This window comes from Mesorhizobium sp. RIZ17 (genome assembly GCF_051127865.1).
GTDB classification, from domain to species: Bacteria; Pseudomonadota; Alphaproteobacteria; order Rhizobiales; family Rhizobiaceae; genus Mesorhizobium; species Mesorhizobium humile.
Map to the genome: position 1 here is coordinate 946393 of NZ_CP147861.1, position 19656 is coordinate 966048.

Annotated in this window: 19 protein-coding genes; 16 read left to right on the forward strand and 3 right to left on the reverse strand. The window is 65.6% G+C overall.

All coding sequences use genetic code 11. The features are described from left to right. The first annotated feature begins 10 nt into the window (after positions 1–10). From WDX12_RS04655 to atzF, 4 genes are read left to right on the forward strand one after another with little or no spacing between them, the layout of a single operon-like run. Complete coding sequence (locus WDX12_RS04655) at positions 11–1540, forward strand: ABC transporter ATP-binding protein (protein WP_434724097.1); 1530 nt, start codon at positions 11–13, stop codon at positions 1538–1540. Beyond that, complete coding sequence (locus WDX12_RS04660) at positions 1540–2208, forward strand: cysteine hydrolase family protein (RefSeq protein ID WP_434724098.1); 669 nt, start codon at positions 1540–1542, stop codon at positions 2206–2208. Before WDX12_RS04655 ends, WDX12_RS04660 begins: the two co-directional genes overlap by 1 nt. After that, a complete protein-coding gene (locus WDX12_RS04665) occupies positions 2201–2551 on the forward strand; it encodes a cupin domain-containing protein (protein WP_434724099.1) in 351 nt (116 codons plus the stop codon). The genes WDX12_RS04660 and WDX12_RS04665 overlap by 8 nt, the downstream gene beginning before the upstream one ends. Then, a complete protein-coding gene (gene atzF / locus WDX12_RS04670; RefSeq protein ID WP_434724100.1) occupies positions 2548–4380 on the forward strand; it encodes an allophanate hydrolase in 1833 nt (610 codons plus the stop codon). Before WDX12_RS04665 ends, atzF begins: the two co-directional genes overlap by 4 nt. Positions 4381–4447: 67 nt before the next feature. Here atzF and uxuA read toward each other — a convergent pair whose 3' ends face one another. Beyond that, positions 4448–5632 carry a mannonate dehydratase gene (gene uxuA, locus WDX12_RS04675; RefSeq protein WP_434724101.1) on the reverse strand — a complete coding sequence of 395 codons (1185 nt, stop codon included), beginning with the start codon at positions 5630–5632 and terminating at the stop codon, positions 4448–4450. A gap of 231 nt (positions 5633–5863) precedes the next feature. Between uxuA and WDX12_RS04680 the strand changes: the two genes are divergently transcribed. Both WDX12_RS04680 and WDX12_RS04685 read left to right on the forward strand, forming a co-directional pair. Next, positions 5864–6562, forward strand: a complete 699-nt coding sequence (locus WDX12_RS04680) for a GntR family transcriptional regulator (RefSeq protein ID WP_434724102.1) — start codon at positions 5864–5866, stop codon at positions 6560–6562. A 232-nt stretch (positions 6563–6794) separates the two neighbouring features. Next, positions 6795–8150, forward strand: a complete 1356-nt coding sequence (locus WDX12_RS04685) for a glutamine synthetase family protein (protein ID WP_434724103.1) — start codon at positions 6795–6797, stop codon at positions 8148–8150. A 93-nt stretch (positions 8151–8243) separates the two neighbouring features. Here the strand turns inward: WDX12_RS04685 and WDX12_RS04690 are convergent, their stop codons facing one another. Both WDX12_RS04690 and WDX12_RS04695 read right to left on the reverse strand, forming a co-directional pair. After that, positions 8244–9461 (reverse strand): NAD(P)/FAD-dependent oxidoreductase, encoded by a 1218-nt coding sequence (locus WDX12_RS04690; RefSeq protein ID WP_434724104.1) that lies wholly within the window; start codon positions 9459–9461, stop codon positions 8244–8246. 8 nt (positions 9462–9469) lie between these two features. Beyond that, a complete protein-coding gene (locus tag WDX12_RS04695; protein WP_434724105.1) occupies positions 9470–10234 on the reverse strand; it encodes an HpcH/HpaI aldolase family protein in 765 nt (254 codons plus the stop codon). Positions 10235–10376: 142 nt separating this feature from the next. Here WDX12_RS04695 and WDX12_RS04700 point away from each other — a divergent pair, with 142 nt between their 5' ends. The 10 genes from WDX12_RS04700 (at position 10377) to WDX12_RS04745 (ending at position 19656) form a co-directional block, all read left to right on the forward strand. Further along, positions 10377–10616 (forward strand): hypothetical protein, encoded by a 240-nt coding sequence (locus WDX12_RS04700; RefSeq protein ID WP_434725775.1) that lies wholly within the window; start codon positions 10377–10379, stop codon positions 10614–10616. After that, entirely contained in the window at positions 10502–11314 is an 813-nt protein-coding gene (locus tag WDX12_RS04705; protein WP_434724106.1) for a shikimate dehydrogenase family protein, read from the forward strand. Before WDX12_RS04700 ends, WDX12_RS04705 begins: the two co-directional genes overlap by 115 nt. Further along, entirely contained in the window at positions 11307–12113 is an 807-nt protein-coding gene (locus WDX12_RS04710) for an SDR family NAD(P)-dependent oxidoreductase (RefSeq protein ID WP_434724107.1), read from the forward strand. Before WDX12_RS04705 ends, WDX12_RS04710 begins: the two co-directional genes overlap by 8 nt. 202 nt (positions 12114–12315) lie before the next feature. Next, positions 12316–12468, forward strand: coding sequence for a Rid family hydrolase (locus tag WDX12_RS04715; RefSeq protein WP_434724108.1), 153 nt, complete (start codon positions 12316–12318; stop codon positions 12466–12468). 151 nt (positions 12469–12619) lie between these two features. Beyond that, on the forward strand, positions 12620–13408 hold the full coding sequence (locus tag WDX12_RS04720) for a FadR/GntR family transcriptional regulator (RefSeq protein WP_434724109.1): 789 nt from the start codon (positions 12620–12622) through the stop codon (positions 13406–13408). Positions 13409–13703: 295 nt separating this feature from the next. Continuing rightward, positions 13704–14414 carry an SDR family oxidoreductase gene (locus WDX12_RS04725; protein WP_434724110.1) on the forward strand — a complete coding sequence of 237 codons (711 nt, stop codon included), beginning with the start codon at positions 13704–13706 and terminating at the stop codon, positions 14412–14414. 11 nt (positions 14415–14425) lie between these two features. Then, the gene (locus WDX12_RS04730; RefSeq protein ID WP_434724111.1) at positions 14426–15175 is read left to right on the forward strand and encodes an SDR family NAD(P)-dependent oxidoreductase; all 750 of its coding nucleotides are present in this window, start codon (positions 14426–14428) and stop codon (positions 15173–15175) included. A 77-nt stretch (positions 15176–15252) separates the two neighbouring features. Beyond that, entirely contained in the window at positions 15253–16200 is a 948-nt protein-coding gene (locus tag WDX12_RS04735) for a LysR substrate-binding domain-containing protein (RefSeq protein WP_434724112.1), read from the forward strand. A 174-nt stretch (positions 16201–16374) separates the two neighbouring features. Beyond that, the gene (locus WDX12_RS04740; protein ID WP_434724113.1) at positions 16375–17778 is read left to right on the forward strand and encodes an FAD-binding oxidoreductase; all 1404 of its coding nucleotides are present in this window, start codon (positions 16375–16377) and stop codon (positions 17776–17778) included. A gap of 213 nt (positions 17779–17991) precedes the next feature. Beyond that, positions 17992–19656 carry a thiamine pyrophosphate-binding protein gene (locus tag WDX12_RS04745; protein ID WP_434724114.1) on the forward strand — a complete coding sequence of 555 codons (1665 nt, stop codon included), beginning with the start codon at positions 17992–17994 and terminating at the stop codon, positions 19654–19656.

Here is a 19656-nt window from a genome sequence, read left to right on the forward strand (position 1 = left end):
GGAGCCGGCGATGAGCGGAACGCACGGAAAGGCGATCGGCGTCGAGACCATCGGCATGACCATGCGCTTCGGCGCCTTCACGGCGCTGGACGATGTCTCCATCAAGGTGCCGGCGGGCTCCTTCCACGCCCTGCTCGGCGAGAATGGCGCCGGCAAGTCGACGCTCGTCAAATGCATGATGGGTTTCTACCACCCGACGTCGGGCGACATGCTGGTCGACGGACGCCAGGTCGCGATCGCCAGCCCCAGGGATGCCTCGGCGCTCGGCCTCGGCATGGTTTATCAACATTTCACGCTCGTGCCGTCGCTGACCGGCGCCGAGAACCTGGTCATCTCGCGCGAGAAGGTGCCGGGCGTCATCGACTGGCGCAAGGAACGCGGCGCGCTGGCCGCCTTCATGAGCGGCATGCCTTTCAAAGTGCCGCTCGACGTCAAGGTGGCTGAGCTTGCCGCCGGCGAGAAGCAGAAGCTGGAGATCATCAAGCAGCTTTATCTCGGCCGCAATTTCCTGGTGCTGGACGAGCCGACATCCGTGCTCACCCCGGGCGAGGCGCAGGAAGTGCTTGGCCTTGTGCGCGGCATGACCAAGGCCGGCGACCTCACCGTGCTGATGATCTCCCACAAGTTCCACGAGGTCATGGCCTTCGCCGACGACATCACGGTGCTGCGCAAGGGCAGGCTCACCGGAACCGGCAAGGTCTCCGATCTCTCGCACAGGGAGATGGCGGCGATGATGATCGGCGACCAGCCGATCGCGGCGCTCGACAGCCGCGCCGAGCCGAAGCCGGACGCCGAGATCGTTCTCAAGGTGAAGGCGCTGAAGGCGCCGGACCGCACCGGCCTCAAGTCGATCGACATCGCGGATCTCGGCGTGCGTTCGGGCGAGATCGTCGGCATCGCCGGCATTTCCGGCAACGGCCAGAAGGAATTTCTCGAAGTGCTGGCCGGGCAGCGCCCCCGCAATGGCGGCGAGGTGATGGTGCGCGGCAGCGCCTATGCGGCGACGCGCGCCGAGGCGCGTGCGCTCAATGTCCGCCTCATCCCGGAGGAGCCGCTGAAGAATGCCTGCGCGCCGAGGATGACGGTCGCCGAGAACATCGCCTTCCGCACCTTCGACGTGGACGGCAACGGCAGGCCGGTGAGCTGGATCAGCGCCGGCGCCATCAAGTCCTTCAGCGCCCGCCTGGTCGAGCAGTTCAAGGTCAAGACGGCATCGCTCTCCTCGCCGATCGCCTCGCTGTCGGGCGGCAATGTGCAACGCGCCGTGCTCGCCCGCGAGCTAACCGGCGAGGTCGACCTGCTCATCGTCTCGAACCCCTGCTTCGGCCTCGATTTCTCCGCAGTCGCCGAAATCCGCGCCCGCATCATGAAGGCACGCAACGCGGGGGCCGCGGTGCTTTTGATGTCCGAAGACCTCGACGAGCTCCTGGAGCTCTCCGACCGCATCCTGGTCATGTCCGACGGCGCGCTCGTCTACGAGACGCCGATCGGGCAGGCGAGCGTGCAGGCCATCGGCGAGCACATGGCGGGGCACCACTGATGGCGGAAATCGCAGCACAGCCCTTCGCCTTTGCCTTCAAGCCGCAGACGACGGCGCTCATCGTCATCGACATGCAGCGCGACTTCGCAGAACCCGGAGGCTTCGGCGCCAGCCTTGGCAACGATGTCAGCCGGGTCACGGCGATCGTGCCGACGGTCAAGCGGCTGATCGAGGGTTTTCGCGCCGCCGGCCTGCCGGTGATCCACACCATGGAATGCCACAGGCCGGACCTTTCCGACCTGCCGCCAGCCAAGCGCGACCGAGGCAATCCATCGATCCGCATCGGCGATGCCGGCCCGATGGGGCGCGTGCTGATCGCGGGCGAGCCGGGCACGGCGATCCTCGACGAGCTCGCGCCGTTGCCGGGCGAGATCGTCATCGAGAAGCCCGGCAAGGGCGCCTTCTACGCGACCGGGCTCGGCGACGACCTGAAGCGGATCGGCGTCCGCCAATTGGTCTTCGCCGGCGTGACGACCGAAGTCTGCGTGCAGACGACGATGCGCGAGGCCAACGACCGCGGCTACGAATGCCTGGTCGCCGAGGATGCGACGGAGAGCTACTTTCCCGAATTCAAGGCGGCCGCGCTTGCCATGATCAGGGCGCAGGGCGCGATCGTCGGCTGGACGGCGACGGCCGACCAGGTGCTCGAGGGAATTGCGAATGCCTAATCTTGCCTTTGCTGGCCTCGCCGACGGCGGCTGGCGCGATCTGGCGTTCGAGCCTTTCCGCGACGGCGTCACGGTCCACTGGCTTCTCAGGGGCGGGCCGGCCGAACCATCGGTCGCCGTCCTCAAATATCAGCCGGGTGCCGGCGTGCCGCGCCATCGCCATGCCGGGCTGGAAACCATCGTCGTGCTGGACGGCATCCAGAGCGACGAGAACGGGAACTATGCCGCGGGCAGCGTGATCCTCAATCCGGTCGGCACCGAGCATTCGGTGTGGACCGATGGAGGCTGTGTCGTGCTGATTCAATGGGACCTGCCGGTGATCATTCTGGGGGACACGAAATGAGCGACATCCGCTTCGACATCGGCAGCCTGCACGCGGCCTACCGGGCCGGCACCGACATAGCCGAGGTGATCGATACGGTGCTGGCCCGCATCGGGGCGGCCGGCGATCCCGGCATCTTCATCCACCTGGCGACGAGGACGGAGTTGCTGGCGCAGGCTGAAGCGCTCGGCCCGTTCGATCCCGCGGCCAAGCCGCTCTGGGGCATACCTTTCGCCGTCAAGGACAATATCGATGTCGTCGGCATGCCGACCACGGCCGCCTGCGCCGAATTTGCCTATGCGCCTGCCAGAGAAGCCACGGTCGTGGCGCGGCTCAGGGCCGCGGGCGCCCTGGTCGTCGGCAAGACCAATCTCGACCAGTTCGCCACCGGCCTCGTCGGGGCGCGCACGCCCTGGCCGATCCCAAGGAATGCGATCGATCCGAAACTGGTGCCCGGCGGCTCCTCCTCCGGCTCGGCGGTGGCGACGGCGCGCGGCATCGTTTGCTTCGCGCTCGGCACCGACACCGCCGGCTCGGGGCGCATTCCGGCCGGCCTCAACAACATCGTCGGGCTGAAGCCGACGGTCGGCGCGCTGTCGACGACGGGTGTCGTGCCGGCCTGCCGGACACTCGACTGCGTCTCGGTCTTCGCGTTGACGGTCGACGACGCCTATGCGGTGTTCTCGGTCGCCGCGGCGCACGATGCCGCCGATCCCTATTCGCGCGCGGTCGCCGCTCTGCCCCTCGCAGCCCGCCCGCCGGTGCTGACCGTCGGCATCCCGGCAAGGGCCGACCTGAAGTTCTTCGGCGACGCGTCGATGCAGGCCGGTTTCGAGGCCGGTCTCGCCGCCCTGGAGGCGCTCGGCGCCAGGCTTGTCGAAATCCCGTTCGGCGACTTCTACGCCACCGCCGATCTCCTCTATGAAGGCGCCTGGGTGGCTGAGCGCTACGCCGCGATCCGCGATTTCTTCGACGCGAATGAAGGCACGCTCCATCCGGTGACGCGCAAGATCATCGGCGGCGCCAGGAGCCTGTCGGCCGCCGACGCCTTCCGCGGGCTCTATGCCTTGCAGGCCTACAAGGCGCGCCTCGCTCCAGTTATCGCTTCCGTCGATCTGTTCTGCGTGCCGACCGCGCCGACCCACTATACCGTCGATGCCGTGCTTGCCGATCCGATCGCCACCAACAGCCGGCTCGGCACCTATACCAATTTCGTCAATCTCCTCGACATGTGTGGCATCGCCGTGCCGGCCGGCACGCGCGACGACGGCCTGCCGATGAGCGTGACCCTGCTTGCGGCAGCCGGGCGGGACGGTCTCGTCGCGGCGGTCGCGCGCGATCTGCATGCCGCGAGCGGCCTCACCCTCGGCGCGACCGGATGGCGGCAGTCGAGCGCGCGGCCTGTCGGCGCATCGGCCGAGGATGGCACGATAGAACTAGTGGTGGTCGGCGCGCATCTTTCGGGAATGCCGCTCAACGGCCAATTGAAGGAGGCCGGCGCGCGCTTCTGCAGGTCGGCGCGGACGGCCCCTGCCTATAAGCTCTATGAACTCGCCGGCCAGACGCCGCCCAAGCCCGGGCTTGTCCGGGTCGGCAGCGGCGGCGCCGCCATCGAGATCGAGGTCTGGCGCCTCTGCGCCGACGCCTTCGGCCGTTTCGTAGCGGCCATCCCGCCGCCGCTCGGCATCGGCACCATCGAGCTTGACGACGGCACCTCGGCGAAAGGTTTCCTGGCAGAGACCGCCGGCCTGGCGGCGGCGACGGACATCTCGGCATATGGCGGCTGGCGCAGCTACGTCAGCGGGGCGAATGCGATTCAACGACAATTGGATCGCCTTCCCTCCAATTGACCAGGGCTCGCTTCGGGCCGCCAAGCGGGCTGAAGCCCATTTCGAAGCAGGGGCCCGCCGGTCCGCGTCAGGCCAGCTCGAACCGCTCGATCGCCCGCATGATGCCGCGCAATTCGGCAAGGCCCTTCAGCCTGCCGATCAGCGAATAGCCGGGATTGATCTTCGTCTTGCCGATATCGTCTGCAAGCAGATGGCCATGGTCCGGCCGCATCGGGATGCGCCAGTCGGAGCGGCCCTCCTTGCGCCGGCGCGCCTCTTCCTTCATCAGCGCCAGGATGACCTCGGCCATGTCGGTCGAGCCCTCCAGATGCTCCGCCTCGTAGAAGGAGCCGCCCTTTTCGCGCGTCACGTTGCGCAGATGCGCGAAATGGATTCTTGGCCCGAATTCCTCGATCATCGCGACCAGGTCGTTGTCGGCGCGCACGCCGTAGGATCCGGTGCAGAAGGTCAGCCCGTTCGACGGGCTGTCGACCGTGCCCAGGATGAAGCGCGCGTCATCGGCGGTGGAGACCACGCGCGGCAGGCCGTAGAGCGAGAAGGGCGGATCGTCGGGATGGATGCACAGGCGCGCGCCGACTTCCTCGGCCGCCTGGATGATCTCCCTCAGGAACCAGGCGAGATTGGCGCGCAGTTCCGCCGGGCCGATCGCCGCATAGTCGGCGAGCGCGTCGCGCATCGTCTCGCGATTGTAGGTGCGCTCGGTGGCCGGCAGGCCGGCGATCAGGTTGCGCTCGATCCTGTCGATGTCCTCGCTGCTCAAGGTCCTGAGCCGCGCTTCCGCCTCCTCGAGCCGCGCCGGGCTGTAGCCCGCCTCGGCGTTCGGCCGCTTCAGCACGAAGACGTCGTAGGCGGCGAAGTCGAGCGCATCGAAGCGCAGCGCGTAGCCGGTGGTCGGCAGCCGGTACATCAGATCGGTGCGGGTCCAGTCGACCACCGGCATGAAATTGTAGCAGATGGTGGAGATGCCGGCCTTGGCCAGCGTCCGGATCGTGTCCTTGTACCAGCCGGCGTAGCGCTCCCGTTCCGGCGTGCCGGTCTTGATCGAGTTGTGGACGGGAATACTCTCCACCACCGACCAGGTCAGGCCCGCCGCCTCGATGATGCGCTTGCGCTCCAGGATGGCGTCGAGCGGCCAGGCGCTGCCGTCATAGATATTGTGCAGTGCCGTCACGATGCCCGTAGCGCCGGCCTGCTTGATGTGATCGAGCGTGACCGGATCGTTCGGCCCATACCAGCGCCAGCATTGTTCCATGACTGCCTCTTTCGTGCGATTGCGGCCGACCATATTGTTGGATGACAATGGCCGTCAAATCAGATCAATGGCGTCGATCGCGGGAGATAGCGTCATCGTCTCGATTAAGCGGGCTCTCGCTTGCGACGGCGTGCGTTGACCGTCTATCGTGCGGCGGCCAGAACCGCCTTCCGCGTATCGCGGATAGAGTGACGAAACAGATTTCGGGACGAGTGAAGCAACGCATCGCCAATGGCCGCCAAATCGCAATTCGGACTGACCGCTGTCGATACCGTTCCGCTGCATGAGAAGGTCTATCTGGAGCTCGTGCGGGCCTTGATGTCGGGGCAGCTTCAGCCCGGCCAGAAGCTGACCTCGCGCAAGCTGGCCAAGGAGCTTGGCACCAGCGACATGCCGGTTCGCAGCGCCTTCATGCGGCTGCAGGCGCTCAGGGCGCTGAGCCCGATGCCGAACGGCAGCGTCGAGGTGCCGCTGATTTCAGCCGACCGCTTCCAGCAGCTGACCGCGGTGCGCACGGTCCTGGAAGGCACGGCCACCGAACTCGCGACCAAACTCATCAACGGCAACAATCTGCGCGCGATCCGGCGCCACTGCGCCGAGCTTACCGAAGCCGCCCGCGGCGGCGGCATCGATAACTATCTGCGCAAGAACTATGACTTCAAATTCTCGATCTACCGTCATTGCGGCAACGAGCAGATGATCTTCCTGATCGAGACGGTATGGATGCAGGTCGGCCCTTTCCTGCGAAACCTGCACATCGGCTTCGAGGACGACCTGGCCGGCATTCTCGGCATCGACTACCACGAGGAGGTCGTGGCGGCGATCGAGGCGGGCGACGGCGAAAGGGCGCGGGCCGCGATCGTGCGCGATATCGCCGAGGGCGCGGCCCATATCCTCGGCCAGGTGAAATTTCCGGAACTGCGGCACTGACAGGCAAGTCGGTCTCGAATCCGGCTTGGCTTTCGTCAATCGGGTCGCTATGTTGCGATCGCAGATCGCACAATATGGACCCGAAATGCCGCCCGATATCCCAGCTAGTGACTTGAAAAAATGAAGGAAAGCCGATCGGCGTCAGCCGCGTTGGCCTTCACGAACTCACAAGCTGAAAATTGGATATCGTAGCCGACAGGGCTACAGCACCCAGAGAAAAAGGGGCTGGAAATTGAGCGATGCGATTGCGGACGTCTTGAAGTGGTTGGACAGCAGGAAGGACATCCAGAGCCTGCGGGCGGCGGTGTGCGACCTGAACGGCATCATGCGCGGCAAGCGCATCCCGGTCGAGCAGGCGCGCAAGGCGCTCGAAGGCAAGCTGCGCATGCCCTATTCGGCCATCGGCCTCGACATTTGGGGCGAGGACATCGAAGGCAACGCCCAGGTGTTCTCGACCGGCGACGCCGACGGGCTTTGCCATTGGACGGGGCGTGGCATACTGCCGGTCGACTGGACGGCGCACCCGACGGCGCTGTTGCCGCTCTGGCTGGCCGATGATAGCGGCGCCCCCTACCTCGGCGACCCGCGCCGCGCGCTGGCCCGCATCCTCGACCGCTACGCCGCGCTCGGCCTGACGCCCGTCACCGCGACCGAGCTCGAATTCTACCTCGTCGATCCGACGTCGCAGCGGCCTGTCGGGCCGGTCTCGCCGGTAACCGGGCGGCGTCTCGATTCCGACGCGGCGCTTTCGATCGATGAGGTCGACGATTTCGAGGCCTTCATCCACGACATCTACGAAGCCTGCCGCATGCAGGACATTCCGGTCGACACCGCGATCGCCGAGAACGGCGTCGGCCAGTTCGAGATCAACCTCAACCATGTGCCCGACGCCCTGCGCGCCGCGGACGACGCCGTGCTCTTCAAGCGCACGGTGAAGGGCATTGCCCGCAAGCATGGCTTCGCCGCCTGCTTCATGGCCAAGCCCTATGGCGAGCGCGCCGGCAATGGCTTCCATGTCCATTTCAGCGTCCTCGACAAGGACGGCCGCAACATCTTCGACGACGGCTCGGACCAGGGCTCCGACACCATGCGGCACGCGGTCGGCGGCCTGCTTGCCGCGATGGCCGAGAGCACGCTGGTGTTCGCGCCGCATTTCAATTCCTACCGCCGGCTGCGGCCGCGATCCTATGCGCCGACCGCCGTCGCCTGGGGTTATGAGAACCGCATGGTGGCGATACGCATTCCAGGCGGCCCGTCGTCCGCGCGGCGCATCGAGCATCGCGTCTCCGGTGCCGACGCCAATCCCTATCTGGTGCTGGCCGCGATCCTCGGCGCGGCCTTGATCGGCATCGAGCGCCAGCTCTCGCCAGGCGAGCCGACCGGCGGGGAAGGCCAGGGACTGACGCTCGCCAAGCTGCCGCCCGACTGGGCCTCCGCAATCGCCGCCTTCGAGGCGGGTCCGCGCGTCGCCGAGATCTTCCCGGATGTGCTGCGCGACGCCTTCATCGCCTGCAAGCGCCAGGAGCTGAACACGTTCGCGCTCAACGTCAGCGACTTTGAGATCGAGACCTATCTCGAAAGTGTTTGAGGTGTGCCAACAGATGGGCCGCCATAAATTGATGGAGAGGGCGACGGCCCGGGCGCTATCTGACGCGACGATATCCAGGCAATCTTCAAGGTTCTAGATCACCGCTTCCTCGAGGAACGGTTCGTTGCGCGGGATCCTTTCGTAGCAGAACGGCGAAAGGTCCAGCGTCTGGAACGCGCCGTGGACGATCAGTTCCGACACCGCCCGGCCGACTGCCGGCGACTGCTGCAGGCCGTGCCCCGAAAAGCCGTTGGCGAACATGAAGTTCCTCACCTCGGGATGGAAGCCAACAATGCCGTTGTGGTCGAGCATGTTGTATTCGTAATGGCCGGTCCAGCTCGTCTGGACCTTCAAGGCATCAAAGGCCGGGATGCGGTGCCACAGCGCCGGCCAGATGTAATCGTCGAACTCCTCGAAATGCATTTCGAAGTCGTCATAGTCGGCCGGCCCGTCGCCTTGCGGCGTGTTGCCGGTCAGGAAGAGCTCGCCCTCCGGTCGCACGAACGTGCCGGAAAGGTCGATGACATTGGGCATGCGGCCCGGGATCGGATTGGCGCTGGCGAAGACGAAGCTGTAGCGCTTGTAAGGCGCGACCGGGATGGATAGCCCGGCCATGCTGGCCACCTGCTGCGCTCTCGGGCCGGCGGCATTGACCAGCGTGCCGCAAGCGACCGTCTCGCCCGTCGCAAGCCGCACCGAGGCGACTCGCCCGTCAACGACGTCCAGCGCCGTCACGGCATTGTCGATATATTCGACCCCGCTGCCGCGGGCGGCGCGGCGGAAGCCGTTCAACATGCCCATGGAATCGAACCAGCCCTCTTCGCGGGAGCCCCACGAACCGCCGCCGAGATCGTCGACGTTCAGCCACGGAAACCGCTCCTTCAAGGCCCCCGATTCGAGGAAGACGGTGTGGGCGCCGAGGCTGCGCTGCAGGTCGACCCGTTCGCGCGCCGCCTCCACGCCCTCGGGAGAACAGCAATAGAGATATCCGTGCTCCTTGAAGCCGAGATCGGGCGCCGGCTCATTCGGGTAGAAGGGCGCCATCCGCTCGGCAAAACCACGGATGATCTCGATGCCGAACTGGCTGATCTTCACATTGATCGGATTGGAATATTGCTGGCGGATCGCACTGGTTGAGAGTGCGGTGGAAGAAAAGGTGTAGCTCGAGTCGCGCTCGACGACGAGGATCGAGACCTTGTCGCCAAGAGCCTGGCTCAGCCAATAGGCCGTCGACGAACCGACGACCGCGCCGCCGACGATGACGATGTCATAAGCGTTGCGCGACGGTGCTTTGTAAGGGGGGATTGCCATGACTTTTCCTACCGGTTGAACGAGGCGATCAGGGCGTCCGAACCCCGCGCCGGCAGGCCGAGGTCGGAGCCGACGGCGACCATGGTGAAGCCGTCGGCAAGGTAGCGGTCCGCATCGGCCTTCACGGGAGCCAGGATGCCGCTGGCCTTGCCTGCCGAGGCGGCGGCCTTGCGCACCGACGATATCGCTTCCTGCACATGGTCCGCGCCTGGATTGCCCATCGCGCCCATACTGGTCGAAAGGTCGCCCGGCCCGACGAACAGAACATCGACACCATCCACCGCTGCGATTTCGGCGGCGTTCGCCACACCGGTCCCGTCCTCGATCTGCACCGCCAGCAATTGCTGCTCGCGCGCCTTGGCGTGATAACCGGCGATGCGGCCGAACGCGTTGGCGCGGTGGCCGACCGAAAAGCCGCGGAAGCCACCCGGCGCATAGGTCATCGCCGCGACGATGGCGCGCGCCTGCTCGGCCGTGCGCACGTTCGGTATCATCAGGCTGCGGGCGCCGACATCCAGCGCCTGTTTGATCAGATTGGGATCGTCGGATGGCAAGCGGACGACCGCCTCGCAGGGAAACGCCGCCGCGACCTGCAGCTGCGCCATGATGCTGCGCAGGTCGTTCGGGCTGTGCTCGCCGTCGATCAGCAGCCAGCCCGCCCCGGAGCCCGCGACGATCTCGGTGGTGAGCGCCGAGGCCAGCGAACACCAGACGCCGATATGAGCCCGGCCAGCCTGTACGGCCGCTTTCAGCGAATTGACGCGCTCCTGCATTTTGCGATCGGTCTCCAGCCGTGAAGAAGGTGCATTGAAATTTGTATGATGTCCTATATCATACGTCGAACTTGAGCCGCAAGGCGCTCCGACGCCGTATGGGAGTTGCTTAATGAAAATCGGCTTCATCGGACTTGGCGTTATGGGTGCGCCGATGGCCCGGCATCTCCTCGATGCCGGGCAAGCGCGGAGGCCGACCATTCTTCACTCGTTCGGGCCCTCGAAATCCTCAGTCATCACGACCTCTCAACCGGAAAGGAATAACCGATGCGCGGAACCGGCAAGGCCGATGTTTTCGTCATGCTGGCCCATCCCGTGGGCCATGCGAAAAGCCCCGGCATCTTCAATGAGATCTTCGAGCAGAAGGGGCTCGACAGCCTGATGGTGCCGCTGAGCTGCCGCCCGGAGGACTTCGACACGTTCTGGGCCGGCATCACGGCGGCCGAGAACATCCGGGGGGTAATCATCTCGGTCCCCTACAAGGTCCCGGTCTTCCACAAATGCGCCGCCGCCCATGACCGCGCCGCGCGCGTGCAGAGCGCGAATTCCGTGCGCCGGCAGGCGGACGGCACCTGGTATGCCGACAATTTCGACGGCGTCGGCTTCATCGAGGGACTGAAGGCCGGCGGACACCGGATCGCCGGCAAGCGCATCCTTCAGGTCGGCGCCGGCGGCGCCGGCGCTTCACTGACCTACTGCCTTGCCGAGGAAGGCGCGTCGGAAATCCGGCTGGCCGATATCGACAGGGAGCGCGCGCAAAAGCTCGCTTCGCTGGTCAGCAAGACTTTCCCCAACTGCCGCATCGAAGTCGGGGAACCCGATCCGTCTGGCATGGATATGGCGATCAACGCCACGCCGTCCGGGCTGAAGGCCGCCGACCCGCTGCCGATGGATGTGAGCAAGCTGACGCCGAAGATGACGGTCGTCGACATCATCATGGAGCCGGCCGAGACGGCGCTGCTCAAGGCGGCGAAGGAGATTGGCTGCCGCATCCAGCCGGGACGCCCGATGATGGATTTCCAGGTCGAGGCCATGGCCGAATTCTTCGACATAGAGCGGAAGGATCGCCGCCATGGCTGACGCACCGACCGCCGTCGTCATCGGCGGCACGTCCGGCATCGGCCGCGCGATCGCCGAGCGCTTCGCCGGGGATGGCTACCAGGTGGTCGTCGCCGGCCGCGATGCCGTTCGGGGCAAGGAAGCGGCAGGCGCTTGCGAGGGCGCCGGCGCGCCAAGCGCCATCTTCGTGCAGACCGATGTCGCCGATCCCGCCTCGGTCGAAGCGTTGGCGCGAGATGTCAGCAATGCCTTCGGCACGCCGCATGTCGTGGTCAACTGCGCCGGCATCCTGCAGAGCGGCAAGCACGTCCTCGACCAGGACCTCGATGAAGACGAGCGGATGTGGCGCATCAACTATCGCGGCACGCTGCTTGGCTGCCAGGTGTTCGGCCGATTGATGTCGGCCGCCGGCTGCGGCGCGATCCTCAATGTCGGCTCGCTCGCCTCCTTCGCGCCGCTGTCGCTGCCGGCCTACACGCCGGGAAAGCATGCGGTGTTGGCGCTGACGCAGATGCTGGCCGCCGAACTCGGCCCGCATGGGGTCCGCGTCAACGCCGTGGCGCCTGGCTACACGCTGTCGGACGGACTGAAAGCCAAGATCGAGAAGGGCGAGCGCAACCCGCAAGCCATCCAGGCCACCACCGCGCTGCGTCGCTTCGTCGAACCGCGCGACGTCGCCGAGGCAGCCTTGTTCCTCTGCTCCGACCGCGCCGCATCGATCACCGGCGTCACGCTTCCGGTCGATGCCGGCTGGCTCGTGCAGGCGCCCTACGCGCAGTACCTGCAAGGCAATCCCATCCGGCAGACGCCGGCAATCTGAGAGAAAAACAAGTGAGCGACATCCAACGCTTCGACTTCGACACCCGCATCCATCACGGCGTCATCCACAACGGCACGCTCTATTTGACCGGCCAGGTCGCCCGACCGGGCCAGTCCGCGGCCGACCAGATGCGCGAGGTGCTCGGCAAGATCGACGCGCTGCTCGCCAGGGCAGGCACAAGACGCGCATTCTCCACGTCCAGATGTGGCTGGACGACGTGCGCGATTTCGACCAGGTCAACACGGTCTGGGACGCCTGGATGCCGAAGGAGCACGCGCCGGCGCGGTCCTCCGGCGAAGGCCGGATGGCCAAGCCCGGCATGCTGGTCGAACTGATCGTCACCGCGGCGGTTTGAATGGTCCTGTCGGTTCGGGCATCATCCCGAATCTGGGTCGAGCGTTTCAGCGTTTCACGGACACGCCGAACCGCTCTATCTCTTTGTTTCTATGCAATTCCGGACGGAAAGCCGTTACACACTTTTCCTGGAATTGCTCGCGGGGAGACTGATGACGAAGCGCAAGCCGCTTTCCACCGTCGTGGCGGAGAGCCTGTCCGAAAAGATCCGCTCCGGATCGCTGCTGCCCGGCGCGCAACTGCCGACGGAGGCGGAGCTTTGCGCCGAATACGACGTCAGTCGCACCGTCGTGCGCGAGGCGGTGGCGCGGCTGCGCTCCGAGGGCATGGTCGTACCGCAACAAGGGCGCGGCATGTTCGTCAGCGAAACGCCCGCGCCGCGCAATTTCTCGATTCCGGACGAGGCTCTGCGGACATTGCCGGAGACCATCGCTTTGCTCGAATTGAGGCTGAGCGTGGAAATCGAGTCCGCCGGGCTCTGCGCGGAACGGCGAACCGACAAGGAGGCACGCGATATCCGCGCCATGATGAATGAGATCGACGCCCAGCACGCGGACCCGGCCGCCGTCCAGATCCACTACGATTATGATTTCCACCTCGCGATCGCCAAGGCCGCGCGCAATGAATTCATCCACGGCTTCCTGAGCTATCTCGGGCCGATGATCGTGCCGCGATTCCAGCTCGGCTACGTGGTCGAGCCAGCGCTCAAGGACAGCTACTACGCGCGCATCCACAGCGAGCACAAAGCGATCGTCGATGCCATCGAACGGCAGGACGCAAGCAAGGCCCGCCAGGCGATGCGCAAGCATCTGCAGAACAGCCTGGGTCGCGTGCGTGCGCTGGCGAAAGCCTCTGGCATCGAGGCAACCGAGGCGGAGCAGAAAGCCGCCGCCGCCTCGCTTTTCACCGAGCTGAGAAAGCCCTTGCCGACAGCCGGCTAGTTTCGCCGACGTCGATGTCGCTCGCCTCAGTCGCCGCGCGCCCCGCCGGCTGTTTGCGAAAGCCATGTTTTTTCTCGGTTCGCGATCAACGGCCCGCTCTCGAACGCTGAAGACGTTGTTTTCCTTGGGCTGTCTGCATTTGCCGCCGCACAGGGAGGTTGGAATATTCCGGTCGTCAGCAAGGCTCTCGAAAGTTTATCTTTCCTTTTTGCTGGTTTTCTTGGTTTCGCGGTACCGGCCCGCGCCGCACACTGAAAACCAGGCAAATGAGGAAGCCGCAAATGGGGAAGCCCAAGTGACGACAGCCTTCATCACCGGAGCGACGAGCGGCATAGGACGGGCGATGGCGATCGCGCTGAGCGACGCCGGCTACGAGGTCTATGCGGTCGGCCGCAGCCAGGCGGCGTTGAAAGCCCTGCAAGGCGAGCGTCCGGGCATCGTCCCCATCGCCGTCGACGTCACCGATCGCGAGGCGCTGGAATCGGTGCTGGCGGACCTCACCATCGACGTGCTGATCAACAATGCCGGCATCATGCCGCCGCTCGGCAATTTTGCCGACATGAAGATCGCCGACATCGACGCCACGCTGGAGGTGAACCTCAGCGCCGCGATCCTGCTCACCCGCCTCGTCGCGCCGCAGATGCGCGAGCGGCAGTCGGGACACATATTGTTCACCGGCTCCGTCGCGGGCCATGCCGCATTCTCCAACATCGCCGTCTATGCGGCCACCAAGGCGGCGATCTCCGGCTTTGCCGGCGCGCTGCGCGCCGACCTCTCCCCTTCCAGTGTGCGCGTCACCGAAATCGTCGCCGGCCGTGTTGAGACGCAGCTCTACCAGGACATCCTCGACGCCAAGGCGCGCGCCGCCATGTACGCCAGCAAGGTGGTGCAGCCCGACGACGTGGCCAGGATGGTCGTCGCGGTGCTCGCGCTGCCGGCATGGGCCGACGTTACCCGTTTCGACATCATGCCGACCTGGCCGACCTCGCCCAGCGGCACCAAGTAGGGAAAACTGGAATGAAGGATCTTTCGGTTCTGATCGTTGGTGGCGGCGCCGGCCTCGGCGCGCTTTTGGCCCAGATGGCTGTCGAGGCCGGGGCGGCAAAGATCGGCATCATCGACATCAACCAGCAGGCGGCGGAGAGCGCGCTTGGGCCGGCGAAGGCCAAGGGCCTGCCGACCGCGGCGGCCACATGCGACATCCAGGTCGGCCCGCAGTGCCATGCCGCCTTCGACGCCATCGTGGCCAAGCTCGGGCGCGTCGACACGCTGATCAACTGCGCCGCCATCTACCCGCGCCGACCGTTGCTCGAAATCACCGACGCCGACTGGGACGCCTCGAACGGCATCAACATCAAGGGCACCTACCACATGATGGTGGCGGCGGTCCGCCACATGCAGGCGCAAGAGCCGAAGGATCATGTGCGCGGGCGGATCGTGAACCTCACCTCCGTCGACGCCTTCAAGGCGCATCCGCAGAACGCCCATTATGCCGCGACGAAGGCAGCCGTCGTCAGCCTGACGCGGTCCTTCGCGCACTACGTCGCCAAGGACGGCATCCTGGTGAACTCCGTGGCGCCGGCCGGCATGGCTACCGAGAAGGCCAAGGCCCTCGGCTTCCTCGAGGAACTGGCCAAGGCAAGCCCGCTCGGCCGGGGCGCCGAGCCCTCCGAGATCGCCGAATGGGTGCTGATGACGGGTGGCCCCAGGAACACCTACATGACCGGCGAAAATGTAATTGTTTCAGGCGGTTACATCTACGCATAGCGTCTCGGCGGCCTGACGCCGCCGGCATGTGGCAGTGCATGATTGACGGAGCTCGAACGAAAGGAGGCGGAACTACCATGACCGGCAAGCTTCGCCTTCCTTCGCTGAACGCGCTTCGCGTCTTCCACGCCGTGGCGCAGCACAAGAGCTTCCGGCAGGCGGCTGACGAGCTCCTGGTCACGCCCCAGGCGGTCGGGCAGCAGATCAAGCTCCTGGAAGACACGCTTCAAGTGACGCTGTTCGAGCGCAAGGGCCGGTCGATCGAACTGACCGAGTCGGCGATCCTGCTCTCGCACTACGTCAAGGCCGGCTTCGACGAGTTTTCCGAGGGCGTGCGCCGCGTCACCAAGTCGAACTACCGCGACCGCATCAACCTCAATGCGAGCCCGTATTTCGCCACGCATTACCTGCTGCCGAGGCTTTCGCTGTTCCGCGAAATGCTGCCGGGAGCGGACCTGCGCCTGACCACAATGGTCGACCTGCCGGACTTCGGTCGCGACGACATCGATATGACTGTGCAGTGGGGCTACGGCAACTGGCCCGACTACGAGGTCACGCTGCTGGTGCCGGACCCGAAGATCATCTGCTGCACGCCGACGATCGGCGAGAAGATCAACTCGGCGCGTGATCTGACGAAGTTCACGCTGCTCGACACGGTCAAGTCGAAGCGCCTGTGGCCGGACATATTGCGGCACCTCGGCGTGGAGCTGACCGACGGCGACCGCAGCATCAGCTTCGACGACGCGGCGACCATGCGCCGGGCGACCTTGCAAGGCATCGGCGTCGGCCTGGTCTCCGTCATCGACGCCGAGGAGGATTTCCGCTCCGGCGCGCTGGTCGCGCCGATCGGCCGCGACGCCATCGCCGATATGAAACCGGAGGAAATCCCCGGCTTCTATCTCGTCGTCCCGCGCGGGCACCTGCGGGTGAAGGCGGTGGCCGCGCTCCATCGATGGCTGGCCCAGGAAGATTGGCGCAGCGACCTCAAGCTCCCCCTGCCGAAGCCGACCCCGCTTTCCGACTGACAGGCGGGCTTCGAGACCGGGCTCCGACAACCGCTTGCGGGGCTCCAACAACAAGAAACGGAACAACCTCAACGGAGCGAGCGCACGCGACAATTCCTGTCGCAGGTCCTTGGTCATTGAGCCGGACGCCCCAACTGTCTATTACGCGGCTCATCCGATATCTCAGGTACCCAGATGGCTGATCTCGTTATCGCATTGCAGGCAATCCTCGGACCGAAAGGCTGGCTTTCGGGCGCTGATGCCGAGCTCTACCGCCGCGATTGGCTCGACCGCTATGGCGTAGCGCCTCTTGGCGTTGCCCGGCCTGCCAGCACCGCTGAGGTGGCGGCAGTCGTAAACATATGCAGGGAGGCGGGCGTAGTGGTGATCCCGCAAGGCGGGAACACCGGCCTGTGCGGTGGCGCCGTCGCCGATCAGGCGAACGCGGTGATCGTCTCGCTTTCGCGCATGACGGCGATCGGCGAACCGGATTTGGACAGCGGCTCGATCATCGGCGACGCGGGCGTCGTGCTTGCCGCACTGCATGAGGCGCTGGAGCCGCATGGACTGATGTTTCCGATGCATCTCGGCGCCGAAGGCAGCGCCAGGATCGGCGGCCTGATCGGCACCAATGCCGGCGGCAGCCAGGCGTTTCGCTTCGGCATGATGCAGGATCTGGTGCTCGGCCTCGAAGTCGTGCTGCCGGACGGCACGGTGTGGGACGGTCTTCGCGCGGTGCAGAAGGACAATGCCGGCTATCAGCTGCGCAAGCTGTTCTGCGGTTCGGAAGGCACGCTCGGCATCGTGACGCGCGCGGTGCTGAGGCTCTATCCCACGCCAAAGCAGCAGGCGAGCGCGCTTTTGGTGATGTCCGATTTCGCCGCCGCCGTGTCCTTCGGCGCCTTCCTGCGCGGCGAGGCCGGAGAATTCCTCGCCGGCCTCGAATTCTTTTCGGATGTCGGCCTGACGCTCGCGCTCAAGCATCTGCCGGATCTTGCCTATCAGCTGGAGACAAGGGGCGACGTCTATCTGCTCGTCGAGATAGCGTCGGGCTCGACGCGCGTCCCTCTCGACGAGATCCTGTCTTCGGCGCTGGAATGGGGCATGGAGCAAGGCATGGTCGTTGACGGCGCGCTGGCCAATTCGGGCGCGCAACGGGCGCAGTTCTGGCGCCTGCGCGAAGAACAGCCGGAGGGCCAGCGGCTTGAGGGTGAGCAGCTCAAGCACGACATCTCCGTGCCGCCGGGCGCGATCGCCCGCTTCATCGAGGCCGGCGCGAAATTATGCCACGACATTCTTCCGGGCGTGCGGATCAACCCGTTTGGCCATCTCGGTGACGGCAACATCCACTACAATTTGTCGCCGCCGGAAGGCCGCGCCGATTTCGACGGCAAGGGCGCGGCGTTCGCCGAGGCGCTGGCAGCTTTGGCCACTGGCATGGGCGGCAGCTTTGCCGCCGAGCACGGGCTCGGCCGCGCCAAGATCGCCATGGCCGACCGTAACCGCAGCTCCGCCGAGCGGGCCCTCATGGTCCGGCTCAAGCGCGCATTCGATCCGCAAGGGACGATGAACCCCGGTGTCTTGGTGCGGACTCCATAGCAAAGAAAAACTTTCCTATCGATCGCATTTCTTGATTTCGCGCCGGCCCGCCGCGGTGCAGGTATAGTTGCAAGGGCAGGCTCGGTCCGTTTGCCGCCAGCTTTAGAGCATGATCCCGAAAATTGGGGACCGGTTTTCGGAGAAGATTATGCTCCAACAAAGAGTTGGATCAGGATGGCGAAACGTCATCCTGATCCAGGAGGATGTCGAAGCATGGTCCGCAATGGCGGTCGCCTTCTTGTCGAGTGCCTCATTGCCTTGGGTGCCACCAAGAGCTTCGGCGTTCCCGGCGAGAGCTATCTCGCCGTCCTCGACGCGCTGCACGATACCCATGGCAAGCTTGACTATGTGCTTTGCCGCAACGAAGGCGGCGCGGCTTTCATGGCCTCGGCCTATGGCAAGCTCACCGGCTCGCCGGGCATCTGCTTCGTGACCCGTGGCCCGGGCGTGACCAATGCCAGCATCGGTGTGCATACCGCGATGCAGGACTCTTCGCCGATGATCCTCTTCGTCGGCCAGGTCGGCACCGACATGAAGGGCCGCGAAGCCTTCCAGGAGATCGACTACCGGGCGGTCTACGGGACCGTCGCAAAATGGGCGGTCGAGATCGACGACGTCGCGCGCCTTCCCGAGATCGTGGCGCGCGCCTGGACCACCGCCTTGACCGGCCGGCCCGGCCCCGTCGTCGTCGCACTGCCAGAAGACATGCTGACGACCATGACCGATGCCGCGCCGCTCAGCGGCCCTGCTTCGATTTTCGAGGCCGCTCCGTCGCAGGATGCCATTGCGTCGGCGCTGAACATGCTGGCCGCGGCGGAGAAGCCGGTGCTGCTCATGGGCGGCGCCAACTGGACGGCGGATGGACGCGCCGCGCTCCAGGCCTTCGCCGAGGCTTCCGACCTCCCCGTGGTTGCCGCCTTCCGCTATCAGGACCAGTTCGACAATCATTCGCCGGTCTTCGTCGGCGAGGCCGGCGTCGGCATGGTGGCGCATGTCAAGAACCTGATCCGCGAGGCGGATGTGATCCTGGCGGTCAATGTCCGCTTCGGCGAGATGACGACGGACGGCTACACGTTGCTCGACGTTCCGGTGCCGCGCCAGAAGCTGATCCATGTCCACGGCTCCGACCGCGAGATCGGCAAGATCTACGTGCCCGCGATCGGCATCCATGCCGGCCCGAATGCCTTCGCCAAGGCCCTGTCCCCGGTAAAGGGTGGCTGGGCCGACTGGCGCGCGGCGGCGCGCAAGGCCTATGAAGGCACGTTCGCAGCACCCGTCCAGCCCGGTCCCGTCGACATGGTCGCGGTCACTGCCTGGCTGCGCGAGACCTTGCCGGCCGACGTCATCCTCACCAACGGCGCCGGCAATTTCACGGTATGGCCGAACAAGTTCTTCAAGTTCGGGCCGAAGGCGCGGCTGCTTGCCCCGCAATCCGGCGCGATGGGCTACGGCCTGCCGGCGGCAGTTGCCGCGAAGGTTGCCTATCCGAACCGCACGGTGGTCTGCTTTGCCGGCGACGGCGATTTTCAGATGAATTGCCAGGAGCTCGGCACCGCCATGCAGGCCGGCGCGCAGCCGATCGTGCTCATCATCAACAACGGCATCTACGGCACGATCCGCGCGCATCAGGAGCGCAACTATCCGGCCCGCGTCTCCGGCACCTCGCTGGAAAACCCCGACTTCGTGGCGCTGGCGAAGGCCTATGGCTTTCACGCCGAGCGCGTCGAAACCACCGGGGATTTCGCGGCGGCGTTCGAACGGGCGCTGCAGTCGGCGACCGGCGCCGTCCTCGACATCGCCATCTCGCCCGAAGCGCTGACGCCCCGGCAGACCCTCTCCCAGATGCGCGACGCCGCGCTCGCTTCGCAGAAGGCCTAG